This is a genomic window from Rhodopila sp. (assembly GCF_965277825.1).
GTDB lineage: Bacteria > Pseudomonadota > Alphaproteobacteria > Acetobacterales > Acetobacteraceae > Rhodopila.
This window is the reverse complement of sequence record NZ_OZ255846.1, coordinates 4,478,783-4,498,043: the sequence shown is the minus strand read 5'-3', so window position 1 is coordinate 4,498,043 and position 19,261 is coordinate 4,478,783. Positions and strand designations below refer to the sequence as shown.

Annotated in this window: 18 protein-coding genes; 10 read left to right on the top strand and 8 right to left on the bottom strand. The window is 67.3% G+C overall.

Annotated elements, in window-relative coordinates:
* Window positions 1-106 precede the first annotated feature (106 nt).
* The 3 genes from ACQY4T_RS21690 to ACQY4T_RS21680 all read left to right on the top strand — a co-directional run bounded on the left by ACQY4T_RS21690 (window position 107) and on the right by ACQY4T_RS21680 (window position 2,907).
* Window positions 107-1,015: an LLM class flavin-dependent oxidoreductase gene (locus ACQY4T_RS21690; protein ID WP_428534917.1), complete on the top strand. Its 909-nt coding sequence runs from the start codon at window positions 107-109 to the stop codon at window positions 1,013-1,015.
* Window positions 1,016-1,288: 273 nt separating this feature from the next.
* Complete coding sequence (locus tag ACQY4T_RS21685; RefSeq protein ID WP_428534915.1) at window positions 1,289-2,491, top strand: LLM class flavin-dependent oxidoreductase; 1,203 nt, start codon at window positions 1,289-1,291, stop codon at window positions 2,489-2,491.
* A 137-nt stretch (window positions 2,492-2,628) separates the two neighbouring features.
* On the top strand, window positions 2,629-2,907 hold the full coding sequence (locus ACQY4T_RS21680) for a hypothetical protein (protein ID WP_428534913.1): 279 nt from the start codon (window positions 2,629-2,631) through the stop codon (window positions 2,905-2,907).
* 257 nt (window positions 2,908-3,164) lie between these two features.
* Here ACQY4T_RS21680 and ACQY4T_RS21675 read toward each other — a convergent pair whose 3' ends face one another.
* The 3 genes from ACQY4T_RS21675 to ACQY4T_RS21665 all read right to left on the bottom strand — a co-directional run bounded on the left by ACQY4T_RS21675 (window position 3,165) and on the right by ACQY4T_RS21665 (window position 6,329).
* Window positions 3,165-4,406, bottom strand: coding sequence for an LLM class flavin-dependent oxidoreductase (locus ACQY4T_RS21675; protein ID WP_428534911.1), 1,242 nt, complete (start codon window positions 4,404-4,406; stop codon window positions 3,165-3,167).
* 14 nt (window positions 4,407-4,420) lie between these two features.
* A complete protein-coding gene (locus tag ACQY4T_RS21670; RefSeq protein WP_428534909.1) occupies window positions 4,421-5,200 on the bottom strand; it encodes an alpha/beta fold hydrolase in 780 nt (259 codons plus the stop codon).
* Window positions 5,201-5,462: 262 nt separating this feature from the next.
* The gene (locus tag ACQY4T_RS21665; protein WP_428534907.1) at window positions 5,463-6,329 is read right to left on the bottom strand and encodes a cation diffusion facilitator family transporter; all 867 of its coding nucleotides are present in this window, start codon (window positions 6,327-6,329) and stop codon (window positions 5,463-5,465) included.
* A gap of 336 nt (window positions 6,330-6,665) precedes the next feature.
* Here ACQY4T_RS21665 and ACQY4T_RS21660 point away from each other — a divergent pair, with 336 nt between their 5' ends.
* From ACQY4T_RS21660 to ACQY4T_RS21630, 7 genes are all read left to right on the top strand, one after another.
* Window positions 6,666-7,247, top strand: coding sequence for a DedA family protein (locus ACQY4T_RS21660; protein ID WP_428534905.1), 582 nt, complete (start codon window positions 6,666-6,668; stop codon window positions 7,245-7,247).
* Window positions 7,244-8,383, top strand: a complete 1,140-nt coding sequence (locus tag ACQY4T_RS21655) for a D-alanine--D-alanine ligase (protein ID WP_428534903.1) — start codon at window positions 7,244-7,246, stop codon at window positions 8,381-8,383. Before ACQY4T_RS21660 ends, ACQY4T_RS21655 begins: the two co-directional genes overlap by 4 nt.
* Before the next feature lie 45 nt (window positions 8,384-8,428).
* Window positions 8,429-8,764, top strand: coding sequence for a hypothetical protein (locus tag ACQY4T_RS21650; protein ID WP_428534901.1), 336 nt, complete (start codon window positions 8,429-8,431; stop codon window positions 8,762-8,764).
* Between the two features lie 104 nt (window positions 8,765-8,868).
* A complete protein-coding gene (locus ACQY4T_RS21645) occupies window positions 8,869-9,708 on the top strand; it encodes an undecaprenyl-diphosphate phosphatase (protein ID WP_428534899.1) in 840 nt (279 codons plus the stop codon).
* Window positions 9,709-9,757: 49 nt separating this feature from the next.
* On the top strand, window positions 9,758-10,573 hold the full coding sequence (locus ACQY4T_RS21640) for an ABC transporter permease subunit (RefSeq protein WP_428534897.1): 816 nt from the start codon (window positions 9,758-9,760) through the stop codon (window positions 10,571-10,573).
* A 101-nt stretch (window positions 10,574-10,674) separates the two neighbouring features.
* The gene (locus ACQY4T_RS21635) at window positions 10,675-11,136 is read left to right on the top strand and encodes a hypothetical protein (protein ID WP_428534895.1); all 462 of its coding nucleotides are present in this window, start codon (window positions 10,675-10,677) and stop codon (window positions 11,134-11,136) included.
* A gap of 87 nt (window positions 11,137-11,223) precedes the next feature.
* Window positions 11,224-11,583, top strand: a complete 360-nt coding sequence (locus tag ACQY4T_RS21630; protein ID WP_428534893.1) for a hypothetical protein — start codon at window positions 11,224-11,226, stop codon at window positions 11,581-11,583.
* Window positions 11,584-11,620: 37 nt separating this feature from the next.
* On the opposite strand, the gene ACQY4T_RS21625 is transcribed toward ACQY4T_RS21630, so the two are convergent.
* From ACQY4T_RS21625 to dusB, 5 genes are all read right to left on the bottom strand, one after another.
* Window positions 11,621-13,018, bottom strand: coding sequence for a sigma-54-dependent transcriptional regulator (locus ACQY4T_RS21625; protein ID WP_428534891.1), 1,398 nt, complete (start codon window positions 13,016-13,018; stop codon window positions 11,621-11,623).
* Window positions 13,008-15,200 carry an ATP-binding protein gene (locus ACQY4T_RS21620; protein ID WP_428543034.1) on the bottom strand — a complete coding sequence of 731 codons (2,193 nt, stop codon included), beginning with the start codon at window positions 15,198-15,200 and terminating at the stop codon, window positions 13,008-13,010. The genes ACQY4T_RS21625 and ACQY4T_RS21620 overlap by 11 nt, the downstream gene beginning before the upstream one ends.
* A gap of 285 nt (window positions 15,201-15,485) precedes the next feature.
* On the bottom strand, window positions 15,486-16,943 hold the full coding sequence (gene ntrC, locus ACQY4T_RS21615; RefSeq protein WP_428534889.1) for a nitrogen regulation protein NR(I): 1,458 nt from the start codon (window positions 16,941-16,943) through the stop codon (window positions 15,486-15,488).
* A complete protein-coding gene (locus ACQY4T_RS21610; RefSeq protein ID WP_428534887.1) occupies window positions 16,940-18,079 on the bottom strand; it encodes a two-component system sensor histidine kinase NtrB in 1,140 nt (379 codons plus the stop codon). The genes ntrC and ACQY4T_RS21610 overlap by 4 nt, the downstream gene beginning before the upstream one ends.
* On the bottom strand, window positions 18,076-19,197 hold the full coding sequence (gene dusB / locus ACQY4T_RS21605) for a tRNA dihydrouridine synthase DusB (RefSeq protein ID WP_428534885.1): 1,122 nt from the start codon (window positions 19,195-19,197) through the stop codon (window positions 18,076-18,078). The genes ACQY4T_RS21610 and dusB overlap by 4 nt, the downstream gene beginning before the upstream one ends.
* Window positions 19,198-19,261 lie beyond the last annotated feature (64 nt).

The window sequence follows — 19,261 nt, the reverse complement described above, 5'->3', positions numbered from 1 at the left end:
CGCGGCTGACCGGGTATGGGTAACATGGCGGGACTGTGCGGCGATGCTTGCTCCGATTCGGATGGTGCGGCGGCCCGCGATGGAAGCATAGCAGCGAGGAATGCCGATGCCAGACATCATGCCGGCGGTCAGCCTGGTCGCGGTTCCGGGACGCCGGCGCCGAACCATCGAGATCGCGCAGGAGATCGAGCGGCGCGGCTTTGCCGGGATCTACTCGCCCAGCATGTTCGGCAACGTGTCGTTCTGCGAGGCGCTGGCGTGGAACACCACGACACTGCGGTTCGGCACGGCGATCGCGCCGATCTACCAGCGCACGGTGGGCGATTTCGCGCAGAGTGCGGCGGTGATGCAGGAGGTCTCGGGCGGCCGGTTCCGGTTGGGGATCGGGGTGGCGCACGGGCCGTCGCACGTGCGCATGGGGGTGACGCCGGGCAAGCCGCTGGGCGACATTCGCGGCTTCGTGGAGAAGTTCAGGGCGCAGGACGGCCTGGGGCCGTTGCCGCCGATCATCGTCGCGGCGCTGCGGCGGAAGATGGTGGCGCTGGCCGGCGAGATCGCCGAAGGGGTGGTGTTCGCCAACGCGTCGTTGTCGCACATGGCGGCTTCGTTGGCGGCGCTGCCGGCGGCGGCGCGTGACGATCCCGGGTTCTTCATCGGCAACATGATCCCGACCTGCATCAGCGACGACATCGAGGCCGCCAAGGCGGTGAACCGGCGGACGCTGACCAGCTATGGCTTGCTGCCGAATTACCGGAACTACTGGAAAGAGGCCGGCTACCAGGAGGAGATGGAGGCGATCGAGTGGGCCATCGCCGAGGGCCGCCAAGCCGAGGTGGCGCGGTGTTTCTCGGACAAGTGGCTGGCCGACAACACGTTGTTCGGGCCGGCGGCGAAGGTGCGCGAGGGGGTGCAGGCGTGGTACGCCGCCGGGGTGCGCGACTTGATCATCGTGCCGTCGTCGGCCGCCGGCAACCAGATCAAGGCGCTGGAGGAAGTGTTCGCGGCGTTTGCCTGAGGGCGCGGGGCACGGTCATCGCATCTGGATGTTCTGGCGGCGCTATCTGCCGGACGCGGGGTGACCAGGAGAAGCGGTTTGCAACCGCGGATGCACGCCGATGCACGCAGATAGAAGTTACGCGGAAAACTGGGTTCGATAGCCTGTCCCGCATCCGTGGTTCCAGCATCGTGCGTTTGGGGCATGCAATTGCCTTGGTGGGCGGGGGCCGTTGCCTTGACCAATGGTGCTGCCGCGGCCACCGTGCCTATCGTTTCTGAAAGGACTTTGTTGATGGCGACCCATGAGGGCCTGCGCTTCGGTATCTTCCTTGCCCCGTTCCATCGCGTCGGCGACAACCCCACCCTGGCGATCGGGCGTGACCTGGAGCTGGTGCAGTGGCTGGATCAGCTTGGCTACGACGAGGCGTGGATCGGCGAGCACCACTCGGCCGGGTGGGAGATCATCGCATCGCCGGAGATCTTCATCGGTGCGGCGGCGGAACGGACGCGCCACATCATGCTGGGGTCGGGGGTCACCAGCCTGCCGTATCACCACCCTTTGCTAGTGGCGCAGCGATTCGTGCAGTTGGACCACATGACGCGCGGGCGGGCGATGCTGGGGTGCGGGCCGGGGGCGCTGGTGTCGGACGCCTACATGATGGGGATCGAGGCGGAACGGCAGCGCGAGATGATGGACGAATCGCTGGGCGCGATCATGGCGCTGCTGGCGTGCCGCGAACCGGTGACGATGAAGACCGACTGGTTCGAGCTGCGCGATGCTCGGCTGCACCTGAAGCCGTACACCAGGGGCGGGTTTCCGATCGCGGTGGCGAGCGCCACCACGCCGGCCGGGGTGCTGGCGGCGGGCAAGCATGGCGTCGGGCTGTTGTCGCTGGGCGCGGGGTTGCCGGGCGGATCGGCCAAGCTGGCGGATTACTGGAAGCTGGGCGAGGCGGAGGCGGCGAAATACGGCAACACGCTGAACCGTGACGACTGGCGCCTGGTGGTCAACATGCACTGCGCCGAGACCGACGAGCTGGCGATGGAGGAGGTGCGGCGCGGCGAGCGGGTGGAGACGCTGTCCTATTTCAGCGAGACGCTGGGGCGGCCGCCGATGCGCAGCGAGAACCCGCTGGCCGAGGGTCTGGCGGCGGGTTCGACGCTGGTGGGCTCGCCGGAGACCATTGCGGCGGGGATCGAGCGGTTGTTGGGCTTTACCTCGGGCGGGGCGGGGGCGGTGCTGTTCCGCTCGCACGAATGGGCGAACCGGGAGCAGACGTTGCGCAGTTACGAGCTGTTCGCGCGCTGGGTGATGCCCAGGTTCCAGGGCAGCATCGAGACTACGATCGGGTCGCGGGAGTGGTGCAGCGAAAATCGTGGCGGGATCTTCGGACCGGCGACCGGGGCGTTCCGCAAGGCGTTCATCGATGCTGGGCAAGAGGTGCCGGAACATATCCGCAATCGGGTGCACACCGGGACGTCGGAGGTTTCGTAATGTTCTGCCGCATGCGTTCGCCATGCTTTGCGGCGGACGCACGGGATCAGCAGGCGACTGAAAACAAGGGATCGGTGTCGCGAGGCCGAGGTTCGCCTGGTATGGCGAATTTCGGGTGCGGGACACCTGCGGCCGGCATGCGATCGTTTGGTGTGCTGGTGAGCGCGGGGGTGCTGCTGGGGGTGGGTGCGTGCTCGCCGTACGATCCGCCGGTGCAGGGGGATCACGCGTCGGACAAGTATAAGACTGATCTGGAGGCGTGTCGGAAATCGTCGTCCCACGCGGTGTATTTACGCAATGCACGCGCGCCGGGACCTTGGATCATCTCACCGATCACCGGGCCTCCGGCGGTGCGGGCGGCGATCAGGACGTGCATGACGGGCAAGGGGTATGTCCTGGCCGAGGGTGGGAAGTAGTAAGGCGCTCGGACTTGGGCGGTAGAAGGGCCGGTGCCAGTCCGTTTGTCGAAGACGCCGACGGCGCGGATGATGCCGTCTTGCCGCTTATCGGCGCTTTCGGCGTGTTCGTTTCAGTCGTCATGGCCGATCGCGTGTGCGATGACGAAGCGGCCGCGGATCAGCGATACCGACACGGTTGCCTCCGCGACCGGGCGCCTCCGGCCCGGAATCGTCGGGCCGGTTGCCGGACTTGTCGGTCAGCGGGACGGCGGCGACTATTCCGCCGCCACCTTGTGGCGGGCGATGTCGGTCGAGTAGCGCAGATGCACCGGCGCGTCCGCCTCCCACGGGTCCTTCAGGCCGAGGCTGGCGGCGTATTGCTTGACCGCTGGCATGACTTCGCCGCACAGCAACTGGATGCAGCGGCGGCGGTCGTCCTTGCTGACGGTGCCGTCGTTGCCCCAGACCGCCATGATGCCGGGGCGGGTTTCCCGGACCAGGTATTTCAGCCGCTCGATCACCTGGTCTGGGGTGCCGGCGATGATCATGGTGTCGGCGACCTGTTGCTCGAACGTCGGGTTGCCGCGCGGGTTCTTGGCGCGGCCGACGGCGAATTCGACGAAGCCGCGGCGTCCGGAGGGGGAGAAGTAACCGGCCGGGTTGGCCCAGACCGGGTTGGCCAGGCCGGTGAACTCACCTTGCATCCACATGAATTGCCGAGCGTTTTGCAGGGCTTTTTCTTCGGTGTCCTGGACGTGGACGCGGATCAGGTAGCCGAAATTCTCCGGGCCGGCAGTATAGCCGACGTCGGCGGCGGCCTTGTCGTAGGTTTCGTGGATGGTCTTGGTCGCCTCGATCGAGGTGTTCAGCGCGATGTAGGGATAGCGCTGCTGGGCGGTCCAGATCACGGTTTCCTTCGATAGCACGCCGGGTATCCACACCCGTGGATACGGCTTTTGCAAGGGCAGCGCCCAGGGGTTGACCACGCGCTGCTGGTAGTGGGTGCCCTCCCAGCGGAACGGTCCGTGCTGGGTCCAGGTCTTTTGCACCAGGTCGTGCGCTTCCATGAAGCGCTCGCGGTTGAAGGCTGGGTTGACGCCGTTGGCGAGCTGTTCCTGGCCGCCGCCGCGCACGAAGCCGGAGACCAGGCGGCCCTTGGAGATCATGTCGATCATCGCCAGTTCCTCGGCGAGCTGGACCGGGTTTTCGGTCAGCGGCAGGGGATTGCCGAGGATGACGATCTTTACCCGGTTGGTGACCGCGGCTAGGATCGAGGCGAACATGTTGGTGCGGGCCTGCATGCAGAACGGCGCGTTGTGATGCTCGTTCAGCATGATGCCGTCGGCGCCGGACTGTTCGGCCAAGATATATTCTTCCAGGTATTCGTTATACAGCCGGCTGCCGGCGACAGGATCGTAGTGGCTGTTGGAAAAGTTCAGCGCGGTGGCGCCGAAGTCGAGGCCAGCCTGCGCGTCGTAGGCCGACATCGGCTGTTCCGTGAAGTACATCATGTGCATGGGAGAGGCCTCCTTCAGCTACGAGACAGGAAATCGATCGCCAGCTTGGCGACGGCGTCGGGTTTTTCCATTTCGGCGAAATGTCCGCAGGCCGGAACGGTGGTCAGGGTGGCGACGGGCAGCGCTCGGGCGTAAGCCTGTCCGGCGCTGAGCGGAACGATCTGGTCGTCGTCGCCCCAGACGATGAGAGCCGGGGACTGCACGCCGCCGAGCAGATGCGGCAGGGTCTGGCTGTACATGTAGGGTTTCCAGGCCACCCGGAAACTCATTTCGCGGGCGATATCCCAGGCTTCCAGTTGATCGGTGGAGACGTCGCCGTAGACCGCGGCGAACGCCGCTTCGTCGTGGAAGCCGGAGCGCGGGTAGACGATATAGGAGACGATGGCCTGGTCGGCGATGTCGCCCTCGGGCGGCTTGATCCCCATGGCGCCGACCAGCACCAGCTTGTGGTAGTCGCGTGGCGCGAGGCTGGCCATCTCGGCGGCGATCCAGCCGCCGAAGCCCAGTCCGACCAGGGACACGCCGGACAGGTCTAGCTCGGTCAGCAGCCAGGCGTGCACCGCGGCGATGTCGCGCGGATGGCGCATCCATTGCGGGCGTTCGGATTTGCCCCAGCCCGGGTAGTGCGGGATCAGCACGTCGAATTTTTCCGCCAGCGCGTCGTAGAACGGCAGGCGATCGACGGTGCCGATATCGTGATGCAGCAGCAGCAGCGGCGGTCCTTTGCCGGCGCGCGACAGATGCAGCTTGATGCCGGCGATTTCCTTGACCGTGTCGGTCCAAACGACGCTCATTCTTGGTTTCCTCTTCGGCCGATTTCGCGAGCGAGGATACTCATCGGTAGCGTGATCTGTCCAATCCGGGTCCGGGGGCGCCGGCTGGGCGGCTTCACGCCATGCCCGCCGGGCGACGTCAGATCATGCCAGCCGGGCGGCTTCAGACCACGCCAGCCAGGCGACGTCAGATCACGCCGGGCGGGCGGCTTCAGACCACGCCAGCCAGGCGGCTTCAGACCACGCCTGCCGGTCGATGTCAGACCACGGTCGCCGGTCGATGTCAGACCACGGCCGCCGAGCGAAGGCGGCACAGGGCGGCCTCGGTCTCGGTTTCGACCTGGATGGTGGTGTGGCCGATGTGGAAGCGGTCGTGCAGGGCGGCGGCGAGTTCGTCCAGGCTGCGCGGCGCGCGGCCCGGATCGCAGACCAGGTGGGCGGTCAGCGCGGTCTCGGTGGTGCTGAGGCCCCAGATATGCAGGTCGTGGACCTCACGCACGCCGGGCAGCGCGGCGAGCCAGTCGTTGACCTCCTGCTGGGTGAGCCGAGCGGGCACGGCGTCGAGGGAGAGGTCGAGGGATTCGCGCAGGGTGCTCCAGGTGCCGGCGACGATCACGCCGGCGACAGCGAGGCTGGCGAGCGGGTCGATCCAGCTCAGGCCGGTGAGCCGGATCGCCAGCGCGGCGGCGACGACGGCGACCGAGACCAGGGCGTCGCCGGCGAGGTGCTGGAACTGGGCGCGGATGTTCAGATCGCTGTCGCGGTCGCGCATGAACAGCAGGGCGGTGCCGCCGTTGACCAGGATGCCGACGGCGGCGACCGCCATGACGATGCCGGAGGCGACCGGTTCGGGGTGCAGCAGGCGGCGGATTGCCTCGAAGCCGATGGCGCCGACGCTGATCAGCAGGATGGCGGCGTTGATCAGCGCGGCGAGGATGGAGCTGCGGCCCCAGCCGTAGGTGCGCCGCGCGGTGGGCGGCCGCCGGGTCAGCCAGGCGGCGCCCCAGGCCAGCAGCAGCGACAGCACGTCGCCCAGGTTGTGTGCCGCGTCGGCGACCAGGGCGACCGAGTTGGCGGCCAGCCCGAACAGGAGTTCGGCCAGCACGAAGCCGGTGTTGATCGCGGCGCCGACGGCGAAGGCGGTATCCATGCGCGCCGGGGCGTGGTGATGGCCGCCGCCGTGGGCGTGGGCGTGGTGCTGGTGATCGTGCGAAGGCGCGGTTGGGTGATCGTGCGAAGGCGCGTTTGGGTGATCGTGCGAGGGCGCGTTTGGGTGATCGTGCGAGGGCGCGTTTGGGTGATCGTGGGAGGGCGCTTCTGGGTGATCGTGGCCATGCGGCGCATCGGGTGGATTCATGGCGGTATCTTGCCATGACGGCGGCGGTCGTGCCACTCACGGGTGACGAATTGGTGATGAGGTTTGCCCATCGCCGCGCCCAATTGGGTGTGTCTGTGTCCATCTCACGGAAAGGCTATCGCGCCGGGTATGCTGGCCAGCTCGATCTCTTCCTTGCTGGCGCTTGCCGGCCACTCCGCGCTGTTCCAGGCGGTGGCGATTATCATCGGGACCTTCATCCTGGAGGACGCCGCGACGGTGGCGGCGGCGATGCAGGTGGAAAGCGGCGGGCTGTCGCCGTGGCTGGCCCTGGTGTCGCTGTATGCCGGGATCGTGCTGGGGGATCTTGGTCTGTATGGGCTGGGCCGCCTGTCGGCGCGCATCCCCTGGGTTGGCCGGCAACTGCCGCCGCACCGGCAGGAGGTGATCCGGTCGTGGATATCGGGGCGGATCTTCAAGGTGGTGCTGGTCAGCCGGTTCCTGCCGGGGATGCGGCTGCCGACCTACACCACCTGCGGCTTCGTCGGCGCCGATCTGCGCCAGTTCACCTTGGCGGCGGTGGCCGCCACCGCGTGCTGGACCAGCCTGTTGTTCGCCACGTCATTGCGACTGGGACATTTCCTGATGGATCATCTGGGGGCTTGGCGCTGGGCCGGTGCGGCGGGCTTTGTCGTCTTCATCATCGTCGCCGGCCGGGTCGCGGTGGCTGGTCTGCAGGGGGCCAGGCGATGAGTCTGGATACCGCGGTTCCGGTGCATCTGGACAGCGCGGGCCCAGTGCGTCTGAACACCGCCGTGCCGGCGTCGGGGGTCGCCGAGAAGCGCGGCAGTCCGCTGTCGTTCTTCGAATTCTGGCCGGGCTGGCTGTTCTACACGCCGGTGGTGTTGCACTGGCTGCTGCTGGGCCTGCGGCACGGCGATTTCAGCCTGCCGACGGCGGCCAATCCGCGCATCACCACGGGGGGACTGTGCGGCGAATCCAAGCTGTCGATCCTGTCTCAGGTGGGTGCCGACGGGCAGGGTCTGGTGGCTGCGGCCTGTGGCGTGGTGGCCCACGCCGATGCTAGCGGTTCAGCGGAGGCGGCGATGCGGGCGCTGGGGCTGCACTACCCGGTGGTGGCGAAGCCCGATATCGGCTGCAACGGCACCGGGGTGCGGCTGATCCGCGACCGCGGCGGGATGGAGCGCTATCTGGCGGCATTTCCGCCGGGCGAGACCGTGGTGCTGCAGCATTACGTCGAGGAAGCCAACGAAGCCGGCCTCTTCTATGTCCGGCGCCCGGACGAAGCGGCGGGGCGGATCACCTCGGTTACCCTCAAGACGCCGCCGGTGGTGCTGGGCGACGGCCGGTCCACGCTGCGGGCGCTGATCCTGGCGGACGAGCGGGCGCGGCTGGTGCCGCATTTGTATTTTGAGCGGTTGGCGGATCGGTTGGAGTCGGTGCCGGCGCTGGGCGAGGCAGTGCAGCTCGTGTTCGTCGGCAACCACTGCAAGGGATCGATCTTCCAGGACGGCAGCGGCCTGGTGACGCCGGCACTGACCGCGGCGATCGAGCGGCTGGCTCGGTCGGTGCCGGAGTTCTACTTTGGGCGGATCGACGTGCGGTTCAGCTCGACCGCGTCGCTGCGGCGCGGCACCGGCTTCAAGGTGATCGAGATCAACGGCGTGGGATCGGAGGCGACGCATATCTGGGATCCGTCGACTAGGCTGTGGGATGCGTGGCGCACGCAGTTCTTTCATTACGGCGCGGCGTTCCGGATCGGCGCGGCCAACCGGCGGCGCGGCTTTTCGTCGTCGGGGGTGTGGCGGATGTATCGCGACTGGATGAATCAGCGGCGATTGATGGCGCGGTATCCGCTGAACGATTGAGGCGCGCCTGGTCGCTGTTCGGTGGTTCGGGCTAGAGAGGCCGCAATGGGCGATGATGCCGCCGACAGGCCCGAGATCGATGAATTACGTCGTGCCGCCGAATGGCGCCGGCGACTGGTTGACGCCGACCCCGGTGATAGCGTCAGCGCCGCCGCGGCCGGGGTGCTGGAGCGATTGGCGGACCATCTGCAGCGTAACGATCATGCGGCGCTGTGGACCGAGTTGCGCTCGATCGGCAACTGGCTGGGCGAATCGGACGCGATCTCGGATTATGCCGATCTGGCGGCCGATTACCGAACGCGGATCGGGGTGTCGGCGCATCCGGGGGATGGCGCGGACTATCTGCGTGAGCTGCTGGCGATCGCGCGCGGGCTTGTGTAGCAGGGGACACGTGCCCGGGGTATTGGTCGCGTGGCGATGAGTCCGATATTGGAATGAATGAGCCAACCCGCTAAATTGCATGCCGAATCGGCCGGAGCGACTGCATGAACATCCTACAAGCCCTGGTGATCGCGATCCTGCAGGGCGCGACGGAGCTGTTTCCGGTCAGCAGCCTGGGGCACGCGGTGGTGCTGCCGGCGCTGCTGCACTGGGGCATCGATCAGCGTTCGGCGGAGTTCCTGCCGTTCCTGGTGATGCTGCACCTTGGCACGGCGACCGCGCTGCTGGGGTATTTCTGGCGCGACTGGTGGGCGATCATCACCGGGGTGCTGGGCATCGGCGACGCGCACCAGGTGGCGGAGAGCCGGCGGGTTTTCGTGTTGGTGGTGATCGCCACCATCCCGGCGGTGATCGCGGGGTTCGTGCTGGAGAAATTCGTCCGCGGGCTGTTCGGCTCGCCGGTGGTGGCGGCTTTGTTCCTTATCGTCAACGGGTTGCTGTTGCTGTTCGGGGAGCGGCTGCGGGGCCGCGGCGGGTTCAACCGGGACCTTTCGTCGTTGTCGCGGGCCGATGCGCTGGCGATCGGCTGCTGGCAGTGCACGGCGCTGATTCCGGGCATTTCGCGGTCGGGTGCGACCATTGTCGGCGGCCTGTTGCGCGGTATCAACCACGAGGGCGCGGCGCATTTCTCGTTCCTGATCGCCACCCCGATCATCCTGGGCGCTACCGTGCTGGAGGTGCCGAAGCTGCTGCACGAGCACGTGGCGCAGGGCGTGCTGGGGATGTCGGTGTTGGCGGCGGTGGTGGCCGGGGTGACCGCGCTGCTGAGCACGGCTTTCCTGATGCGGTATTTCCGCCAGCAGGATTCGTGGGCGTTGAATCCGTTCGCCTATTACTGCATCGCCGCCGGTGCGGTGGCTCTTGGGCTGCTGTTGCTGCTGTGAGCCGTCGGCCTGGCCTGGCGCGCTGGGGGCAGGGGGTCGGTGCGTGGCGATGAGCGGGGCGAGGCGGCGGGCGCCGCTGATCGGGTGGATGATCGCCTGCTACGCGTTTCTGTATGCTCCGATCGGCTTTCTGGTGGTGTTCAGCTTCAACGATTCCAGGCTGGTGACCGAATGGTCGGGGTTTTCGGCGCGCTGGTATGTGGCGCTGTGGCATGACCGGACGCTGATCGACGCCACCTGGCTGTCGCTGCGGATCGCCACGGTTTCGGCGACGATCGCCTGTATCGTCGGGGCGGCGGCCGGTTTGGCGCTGGCCAGGTTCGGCCGGTTTCGCGGCCGCCTGCTGTTCGAGGGTGCGCTGGCCGCGTCGCTGGTGCTGCCGGAGGTGATCACCGGGTTGTCGCTGCTGTTGCTGTTCGTCACCTTGCAGCAGGTGGTCGGCTGGCCGGCCGGGCGCGGCGCCTGGACGGTGACGCTGGCGCACGCCTCGGTGTCGGTGGCCTATGTCGCGGTGGTGGTGCGGGCGCGATTGGTGGATGCCGGGGTGACGTTGGAGCAGGCGGCGATGGACCTGTATGCGCCGCCTTGGAAAGCGTTCGCGGTGATCACCCTGCCGCTGATGGCGCCGGCGCTGGTGGCGGGGTGGCTGCTGGCGTTCACCCTGTCGATGGACGATGTCGTGGTGGCGAGTTTTACCTCGGGGCCGGGGGCGTCGACGTTGCCGATGGTGGTGTTTTCCGCAACGAGGCTGGGGGTGACGCCTGAGATCTATGCGCTGGCGACGGTGATCGTGGCGGTGGTCGCGGTGGTGCTGGGGGCGGTCGCGGCGCTGTGGCGGCGGCGGGTTGGCGGTGTTTGGACTTGAGCAACACCACATCGATGATCCCAATCGCTTGATGCTTCGGCTCGGTCGCATGGTTCTTGTCATCGTCGTGTATTCAGGGACGCATCGACGCCCGGAGTGCGATGGCCTATCAGACGACCACGGACATGCGCTCGCAGCGTGCCAGCGAGACCGAAGGGCAGGAGAACGATGCCATGAATAAAACTACTGATCTGTCACGCCGCCGAGTGCTTGGAGCCGGCGCGGCTGGGGGCGCGGTGCTGACGGCAAGCCGTGACGGATCGGCGCAGAGCGTTGCGCGGTCCGGACGTCATGTCGATCCGGACGGCCCTTCCGGTCCGTTTCCGATTCCCTGGCTCGACATGAACGGCAGCCATAACCAGCCGGCGGGAGCTGACCTGGATCCGTCGCACATCTTCCACTTCAAGGGCAAGGTGGCGCGGTGCTCCGGGTTCAATGGAATTGGCACCGACGGCAAGGGTGAACGACTCCTGTTCGGCACGAAGACGACAGATTTCGGGATCATGGATGGTGAATACTGGGCCGCCCGATCACCGCAGGCCGGAACCTTTGCCCACATCTGACTGACGCTTTTCCGTGGCCAGTTTGGCCCTGAAAACCAGGTTCAGGATTTTCATCCACCGATCACCGATGCCGGGCTTTATTGGGTCGTGCCGGTGCCGACCGGGGCGTTGAAATGGGACAACGGCGGAAGAGCCGCGACGATCGAGATGCGCGACGTGGCGGTGATCGACCAGCCGAAATGGCCGGCGCACGGTGCGCCTGCCTCGCCGGCGCGCATGAGCTTCAAGATGACATTCGAGGCCACCGACAAGGCGGTCACCTATGACGACAAGAGCAAGCTGTTTCGGGTTGAAGGATTTGTCGCGAGCTGCCGGATGGAGGCGCGGGTGACGTCGGGTGGGTTCACCTGGAAAAGCGACCCGATCGAGAAATGTCCGCCGGCGGCGTTCGCTGTGATCGGTACTGAAGTGAATGGGAAATACTACGCGGAGGGGGGTCAGAAGTAGGCGGCTCAGGCGGGACGCGATGTTTGGCAAACGCGGGCTACCCGCCGACGCGTTCGTCCGAGTTCACGCCTAGCTGCTTCAGCTTGCGGTGCAACGCCGAACGCTCCATGCCGACGAACTGGGCGGTGCGTGAGATATTGCCGGCGAAACGAAGAAGTTGCGCATGCAAGTATTGCGTCTCGAACAGGTCGCGGGCTTCGCGCAGTGGCAGCGACATGATGTCGGCGGTGGGGTCGATGTTTAGCAGCGCGGGGGCGCGGGAGCCGATTTCGGGTGGCAGCATGTCGGCGCGGATCGGGTCGCCGGCGTGGCCGGGCGCCATGATCAGCAGCCAGTCCATCAGGTTGCGCAACTGGCGCACGTTGCCGGGCCAATCGTAGGCCTGCAGCGCCGCTAGCGTGTCGGCCGACAGCGCGCGCACCGGGATGCCGGAGCTTTCGGCTGAACGCTCGATGAACAGCAGCGCCAGGTTGGGGACGTCCTCGCGGCGTTCGCGCAGCGCCGGCAGCTTCACCGGAACGACCGCGAGACGATAGTACAGATCCTCGCGGAATCGTCCGGCGGCGATCTCGGTCTGCAGATCGCGGTTGGTGGTGGACAGCACGCGCACATCCACCTTGACGCGGGACGACCCGCCCAGGCGCTCGAAGGTTGAATCCTGCAGCGCGCGGACGATCTTGCCCTGGGTCTCCAGCGGCATGTCGGACACCTCGTCGAGCAGCAGGGTGCCGCCGTGGGCGCGTTCCAGCACGCCGGCGCGCCTGGGATGGGCGGAGGGATCGTTGCCCGCCTCCAGGCCGAACAGTTCTTCCTCGAAACGGGATGGGTTGAGCGTGGCGCAGTTCATCACCACGAACGGTCCGCCGGCTCGGCGTGATCGCGCATGGATCATCCGGGCGACGACTTCCTTGCCCGATCCGGCCGGTCCGGAGACCATCACGCGCGATCCGGTCGGGGCGACGCGCTCGACCTGGGAGCGCAGTTGGGCGATCAGCGCGGAGTCGCCGGTCAGGGTGGCCTCGGGGCCGGCGCGCAGCCGCAGTTCCTGGTTTTCCCGAGCCAGCGCGGCGGCTTCGAGGGCGCGGCGCACGACCAGCAGCAGGCGGTCGGTCTGGAACGGTTTTTCGATGAAGTCGTAGGCGCCGTGCTGGATGGCGCCGACCGCCACTTCAATGGTGCCGTGGCCGGAGATCATTACTACCGGGACGTGCGGCTTTTCGCTTTGCAGCGTTTCCAGAATGGCGATCCCGTCCATGCGGGAGCCTTGCAGCCAGACGTCGAGGATGACCAGTGACGGGCGGCGGGTGCGAAACGCGCTGATCGCTGCCTCGGCGTCGCCGGCGCCGCGGGTTTCGTAGCCTTCGTCGCGCAGGGTGCCCTCGATCAGCAGGCGGATGTCGGGTTCGTCGTCGACGACGAGGATTTCATGCGCCATGCTGCACCTGTGTCATCTCGGCGCGGGCGGGGACGCCGGATGGCAGCGCCGCGGGTTGGCGCGGCAGCAGCAGGCTGGCCACCGCTCCCGAACGGTCGGGCCGATCATCGAGTGTCAGGACACCGCCATGGTCTTCCATGATCTTTTTCACGATCGCCAGTCCCAAACCGGTTCCCTTCGCCTTGTGCGTCACATATGGTTCGGTCAACCGCGCACGGTCTTCCTTCGGCAGGCCGATGCCATCGTCGGCGACGCTGATCAGCGCCGCGTCCGGCAGGTCTTGCACCGTCAGGGCAATATGGCCAGAGCCGTCTCGACCTTCACACATAGCGACCGCGTCAGCCGCATTTTGCAACAAATTCGTCAGCGCCTGACGCAACATGCGCCGATCGCAGGGTATCACCGGCCCCCGTTCGGGGATATCGGTCGTCCATTCGATGCCGGGACGCGCGGTCTTCTGCAAGACCAGGGCTTCCCGGGCGACACGGCCGATATCCTCGGGCTTTATCACCGGTTGCGGCATGCGGGCAAATGCCGAGAACTCGTCCACCATGCGGCCGATGTCGCCGACATGGCGGATGATGGTATCGGCGCATTGCGAGAACGTGTCGGGGTCGGACTGGATTTCCTTGGTGAAGCGACGTTTCAGGCGCTCCGCCGAAAGCTGGATCGGGGTCAGCGGGTTCTTGATCTCGTGGGCGATGCGGCGGGCGACGTCGGCCCAGGCCGCCTTGCGCTGCGCCGATTGCAGTTCGGTGATGTCGTCGAAGGTGACGACGAAGCCGTCGGTGCGCCCGGCCGACAATTCGGCGCCGATCCGTACCAGCAGGATGCGGCGATGGCTTTTCGGGCCGGCCTGGATCTCGGCGGTGCAGGCCTTGTCGGGGGAGGCGGCGACGTCGCGGAACAGGGCGGCGAACTCGGGCACGATCTCGGCCAGCGGATGACCGATGACGGCGAGCAGATCGAGGCCCAGCAGTTCGTCGGCGGTGCGGTTCGGCAGTTCGATGCGGCCCATGGCGTCGAGGCCGATGACGCCGGCGGAGACGCCGGACAGCACGGTTTCGGTGAAGCGTCGTCGCTCATCGATCTGGCTGTAGGCGTCCATCAGTTCAGTGCGTTGGGCGGCGAGTTGTCCGGTCATGCGGTTGAAGGCACGTGACAGGCCGGCGAGTTCATCGCCGGTCGCGGCTTCCTTGACCCGCACGCCGAGGTCGCCGCTGCGCACGCGTTCGGCGGCGCTGATCAGCATGCCGACCGGGCGGGCGATCTGGTTGGCTATGATCAGGCCGATCAGGCCGGCGGCGAGCAGCACCAGCAGGGCGACGATGGCGAAGATCCAGGCGAAGGCGATCTGCAGCCAGGAGCGGTTTTCATCCAGCCGATGGTACTGCGAGACCGCCTGTTCGGTGCGCTTCATGTAGGACAGGATCGAGGGGTCGATCGGGCGCCCGATCATCAGCATCAGCGGCGGCGTGGATTCCAGCCGGACCACGGCGCGCACGCGGGTGCCGTCGCCGGCGTTGAGCACCGCGACGTCGCCGTTGAGCGCCTGCTGGGTGACCGATTGTGGCGGTGCCTCGACGCCCATGCCGACGAACATGCCGGCGGCGGCCAGCACTTGTCCGCTGCTGGGTTCGTAGATCACCGCCTCGGTCAGGCCGCGCAGCGTGGTCTGGGTATCCAGCACCTCGGCGAACACGGTCGGGTCGGCCGACATGAAGCGGCCGGCGCGGGCCAGGTCGTTGGCCATCTCCAGCGCCACGGCGCGGATGTTGTTGCGGTGCTCGTCGAGGTAGCCGCGGGAGACCTGCAGCGATTCCTCCAGGCTGTCGCGCACCGGGTCGTTGAACCAGGCGGTGATGCCGAAGTGGAAGAAGGCGACGGCGAAGCAGGCGACGACGATGGTGGGGGCGACGGCGACGCCGCTGAACAGGAACACCAGGCGGACGTGCAGGCGCGATCCGGCGGAGCCGCGGCGGCGCTCGACCCAGACCCGGGTGAGGCGGCCGGCGGCGACGGTGCCGAGCAACAGAAGTACGGAGAGGTTTGCCAGCACCAGGCCGACGGTGACGCCGGGTTTCCAGCCGAGCGGGGAGCCGCGCGCCAGGATGATGAAGGTGGCGAGGCCGACCATCAGCGCCAGGATGGTGAGCACGAGGGTGACGACCTTGCCCAGCATGATGTCGCCGAGGCGGCCGAGCACGGATAGTCTCGGTTCAGAAATGACGTCGCGGATCACGCTGCGCTGCAGGGCGGTGTTGCGGGTTGGGACGTTCACATCGTCAGCCATCGGGCGTTCCGCGTGGGGATGGGATTGCGGCGGCGGTATGGGCGGGTTCGATCTGTGTTGGTTCTGAGCCCTTGTGGGGGTTCAAGACGTGGATGGCCGGGCCAAGCCCGGCCATGACACGGAGGGTAGGGCGAGCCATGACACGTAGGGTCGGGTGCGGGCCAGGCGGAGGCATTACATCAGGCCGCGCACGACCGGGATTTCCAGGTCGCGGATTTTCTTGCGCAGGGTGTTGCGGTTGAGGCCCAGCATCGAGGCGGCCTTGATCTGGTTGCCGCGGGTGGCGGCCAAGGTCAGGCGGATCAGCGGGCGTTCCACCTCGGCGATGATCTTGTCGTAGACGTCGGTGACGCCAAGGCCGTCGTTGTGCGCCGAGAGGAACTCCTTGATGTGGCGCTCGACTGCGCTGGACAGGGTTTCCGGGCCGTTGGCCGCCTGGGCGGCGGCGGCCGGGCCGGGGCTGGGCAACGGATCGGCCAGTTCGGCGTCGACCACCTCGGCGCCGATGACCTCGTCGGGGCAGAGCGCCGCCATGCGGCGCATCAGGTTTTCCAGTTCGCGCACGTTGCCGGGCCAGCCGTGCTGCTTCAGCCGGTCGACCGCGCCCTGGTCGAGGCTTTTCGCCGGCAATCCGTCTTCGCGCGCGCGTTCCAGGAAATGGCGGGCCAGCACGGCGGTGTCCTCGACCCGTTCGCGCAGCGGCGGCAGGCGGATCGGCACCACATTGAGCCGGTAGAACAGGTCCTCGCGGAACTGGCCGTGGCGGATCGCGGTGCGCAGGTCGCGGTGGGTGGCGGCGATGATGCGGACGTTGGCCTTGATCGGCTGGCGGCCGCCGACGCTGGTGAACTCGCCTTCCTGCAGCACGCGCAGCAGGCGGGTTTGTGCTTCGGGCGGCATGTCGCCGATCTCGTCGAGGAACAGGGTGCCGCCGTTGGCCTGTTCGAAGCGGCCCTGGGAGCGGTTGGTGGCGCCGGTGAAGGCGCCGCGCTCGTGGCCGAACAGTTCGCTTTCGATCAGTTCGCGCGGGATTGCCGCCATGTTGATGGCGACGAACGAGCCGTTGCGGCGCTTGCCGTAGTCGTGCAGGGCGCGAGCCACGAGTTCCTTGCCGGTGCCGGATTCGCCATTGATCATGACGGTGAGGTCGGCGGTGGTGAGGCGGGCGATGGTGCGGTAGATTTCCTGCATTGCCGGGCTGCGGCCGATCAGCGGCAGGCGTTCGTCGGTGTCCTTCGGTTCGGGCGGGCTGAACGCCGGTTCGGACGGCGCCGCCAGGGCGCGTCCGACCACCGACAGCAGTTCGCGCAGGTCGAACGGTTTCGGCAGGTATTCGAAGGCGCCGCGCTGGGTGGCCTTGACCGCGGTAATCAGCGTCGATTGCGCGCTCATGACGACGATGCGCAGTTCCGGGCGGATGCGCTTGATGCGCGGGATCAGATCGAGGCCGTTCTCGTCGGGCATGACCACGTCGGTGATCACCAGATCGCCCTCGCCGTCCTCCACCCAGCGCCACAGCGTGGCGGCATTGCCGGTGCTGCGCACCTGGTAGCCGGAGCGGCCCAGCGCCTGGGTCAGCACGGTGCGGATCGAGCGGTCATCGTCGGCGATGAGCACCGTGGGCAGGGTCATTGATCGGCGTCTTTCTCGCTGACCACCGGCAAATGCAGGCGGAACTCGGTGCGGCCCGGGCGGCTGTCGACTTCGATCAGGCCGCCGTGGTCGCCGATGATCTTGGCGACCAGCGAAAGGCCGAGGCCGCTGCCGTGGTTTTTCGAGGTGACGAACGGTTCGAACAGATGCGGGCGGATGTCCTCGGGGATGCCGTGGCCGTTGTCACGGACGGCGACGAACAGCGGCAGGTCCATGCGCTGGGTGCTGCCGGGGATGGCGACGCGCATGCCGTGCTGGAAGCCGGTGGCGAGGATGATCTCGGGGTGGTTGATGCCCTCTTGCGTGGCGGCTTCGGCGGCGTTCTTCACCAGGTTCAGCACCACCTGAACCAACTGGTCGCGATTGGCCCAGACCGGCGGCAGCGACGGGTCGTAGTGTTCCTGAAAGCGGATATGCGCGGCGAAGCCCGATTGCGCCAGCTTGCGCACGTGTTCCAGCACGCGGTGGATGTTGATCGCGGTGCGGGCGATCGGTTTTTCGCCGAACGCTTCCATGCGGTCGACCAGTTCGCGGATGCGGTCGGCTTCGTCGCGGATCAGTTCGGCGAGTTCGCGGTCGGCCGGGCCGACGCTGGATTCCAGCAGTTGCGCGGCGCCGCGGATGCCCGATAGCGGGTTCTTCACCTCGTGCGCCAGGATCGCCGCCATGCCGGAGACGCTGCGGGCGGCGCCGCGGAATGCCAACTGGCGATCCAGCGCGCGGGCGGTGGAGGCGTCCTGCATCACCAGCAGGACCGAACCGGGTTCCTCGGGCAGCGGCGAGGCTTGCGCGGTGATGCCGCGTTTGTGCAGGCGGGGGCTTTCCAGGTTGAGGTCGTGGTCGGCGATGGTTGCCTCGGTGCCGCGCACCTGCTCGATCAGCAGGAACAGCGGGTTGTCGGGCGGCAGCAGGTCACTGAGCCGGTGCTGGGCGAGCCAGGCGGCGGAGATGCCGAGGAACTGTTCGGCGGCGTGGTTGGCGTGGCGGAAGCGGTTTTCGGCGTCGAGCAGGACCACCGGAACCGGCAGCGCGCCTAGGATGGCGGCGGCATCGGCGGTGGCGCGGCCGCCGCGCCCGGCGAGCAGGCGGGACGCCTTGGTGATCACCGCGCTCATGCCGCTGCCGCGGTCAGCGCCGCGTCGGGTTCGGTGGCCGCCGGGGCCAGGCCTTGGGGATCATGTCCGTGGGGGTCATACCCGTGGGCGATCAGCGGGTCGTAGAAGCGGTCGATCAGGTCCAGCACCGAGGCGGCGTCGGCCAGCCGGTTCATGGTGGCGCGGAACTCCGCCGATGCGGGCAGGCCGCGCGAGTACCAGGACAGATGCTTGCGCGCGAGGCGGACGCCGGGTCCGCTGCCGAACTGGGTCAGCATGGCGTGGTAGTGTCCGAGCAGAATGGCTTTCTGCTGGGCCAGGGAGGGGTCGGGCAGGCGCTGGCGGGTGCGCAGATAATGCGCCGCCTGGGCCAGGAACCAGGGCCGGCCGTAGCAGCCTCGGCCGATCATTACGCCGTCGGCACCGGATTGGCTCAGGGCCTCGACGGCGTCGCGTTCGGTCAGGATATCGCCGTTGACGATGACCGGAATGGCGACCGCCTGCTTGACCTGGCGGACGAAGGCCCAGTCGGCGGTGCCGGTGTAGAATTGCTGGCGGGTGCGGCCGTGGATGGTGACCATGCGGATGCCGGCGTCCTGGGCGATGCGGGCCAGGCGGGGGGCGTTCAGGCTGGCGTGGTCCCAGCCCATGCGCATCTTCAGGGTGACCGGGACCGGCACGGCATTGACCGTGGCGGCGAGGATCGCCGCCGCGGCTGCCTCGTCGCGCATCAGCGCCGACCCGGCGGCCTGGCCCACGGCGACCTTCTTCACCGGGCAGCCGAAGTTGATGTCGATCATGTCGGCGCCCTTGTCGGCCGCCAGGCGCGCGGCCTCGGCCATCGCGGTGGGGTCGCAGCCGGCGAGCTGCACCGCGGAGACGCCGCCGCAGCCGTCGATTTCCGCCATTCCCAGGGTCTTCTGGTTTTCCCGGATCATCGCCCAGGAGGCGATCATTTCCGACACCACCATTCCGGCGCCGAGCTGCTTGGCGGTGCGGCGAAAGGGCAGATCGGTGACGCCCGACATTGGCGCGAGGATGACGGGGACTTCGATTTTGACACCGTGTCCGAGGTCGATTGGCTGCAAATCGACTGCTCCGAGGGCAGTAGGTGTGATGTGTGAACGACAGTTGCCCATGATTTGGGCATGTTTAACACACAATAGTCGGGGCGCAATCTTTCATCCAAGCCGGCGCGGGACG

Coding starts and splice junctions, on each gene's coding strand:
- ACQY4T_RS21650 (WP_428534901.1), top strand. CDS start 8,429: ATGGGCGATGATGCCGCCGACAGGCCCGAGATCGATGAATTACGTCGT.
- ACQY4T_RS21690 (WP_428534917.1), top strand. CDS start 107: ATGCCAGACATCATGCCGGCGGTCAGCCTGGTCGCGGTTCCGGGACGC.
- ACQY4T_RS21655 (WP_428534903.1), top strand. CDS start 7,244: ATGAGTCTGGATACCGCGGTTCCGGTGCATCTGGACAGCGCGGGCCCA.
- ACQY4T_RS21625 (WP_428534891.1), bottom strand. CDS start 13,018: ATGGCGCATGAAATCCTCGTCGTCGACGACGAACCCGACATCCGCCTG.
- ACQY4T_RS21610 (WP_428534887.1), bottom strand. CDS start 18,079: ATGAGCGCGGTGATCACCAAGGCGTCCCGCCTGCTCGCCGGGCGCGGC.
- ACQY4T_RS21680 (WP_428534913.1), top strand. CDS start 2,629: ATGCGATCGTTTGGTGTGCTGGTGAGCGCGGGGGTGCTGCTGGGGGTG.
- ACQY4T_RS21635 (WP_428534895.1), top strand. CDS start 10,675: ATGGCCTATCAGACGACCACGGACATGCGCTCGCAGCGTGCCAGCGAG.
- ACQY4T_RS21670 (WP_428534909.1), bottom strand. CDS start 5,200: ATGAGCGTCGTTTGGACCGACACGGTCAAGGAAATCGCCGGCATCAAG.
- dusB (WP_428534885.1), bottom strand. CDS start 19,197: ATGGGCAACTGTCGTTCACACATCACACCTACTGCCCTCGGAGCAGTC.
- ACQY4T_RS21675 (WP_428534911.1), bottom strand. CDS start 4,406: ATGCACATGATGTACTTCACGGAACAGCCGATGTCGGCCTACGACGCG.
- ACQY4T_RS21640 (WP_428534897.1), top strand. CDS start 9,758: ATGAGCGGGGCGAGGCGGCGGGCGCCGCTGATCGGGTGGATGATCGCC.
- ACQY4T_RS21665 (WP_428534907.1), bottom strand. CDS start 6,329: ATGGATACCGCCTTCGCCGTCGGCGCCGCGATCAACACCGGCTTCGTG.
- ACQY4T_RS21620 (WP_428543034.1), bottom strand. CDS start 15,200: ATGCTGGGCAAGGTCGTCACCCTCGTGCTCACCATCCTGGCGCTGATG.
- ACQY4T_RS21660 (WP_428534905.1), top strand. CDS start 6,666: ATGCTGGCCAGCTCGATCTCTTCCTTGCTGGCGCTTGCCGGCCACTCC.
- ACQY4T_RS21645 (WP_428534899.1), top strand. CDS start 8,869: ATGAACATCCTACAAGCCCTGGTGATCGCGATCCTGCAGGGCGCGACG.
- ntrC (WP_428534889.1), bottom strand. CDS start 16,943: ATGACCCTGCCCACGGTGCTCATCGCCGACGATGACCGCTCGATCCGC.
- ACQY4T_RS21685 (WP_428534915.1), top strand. CDS start 1,289: ATGGCGACCCATGAGGGCCTGCGCTTCGGTATCTTCCTTGCCCCGTTC.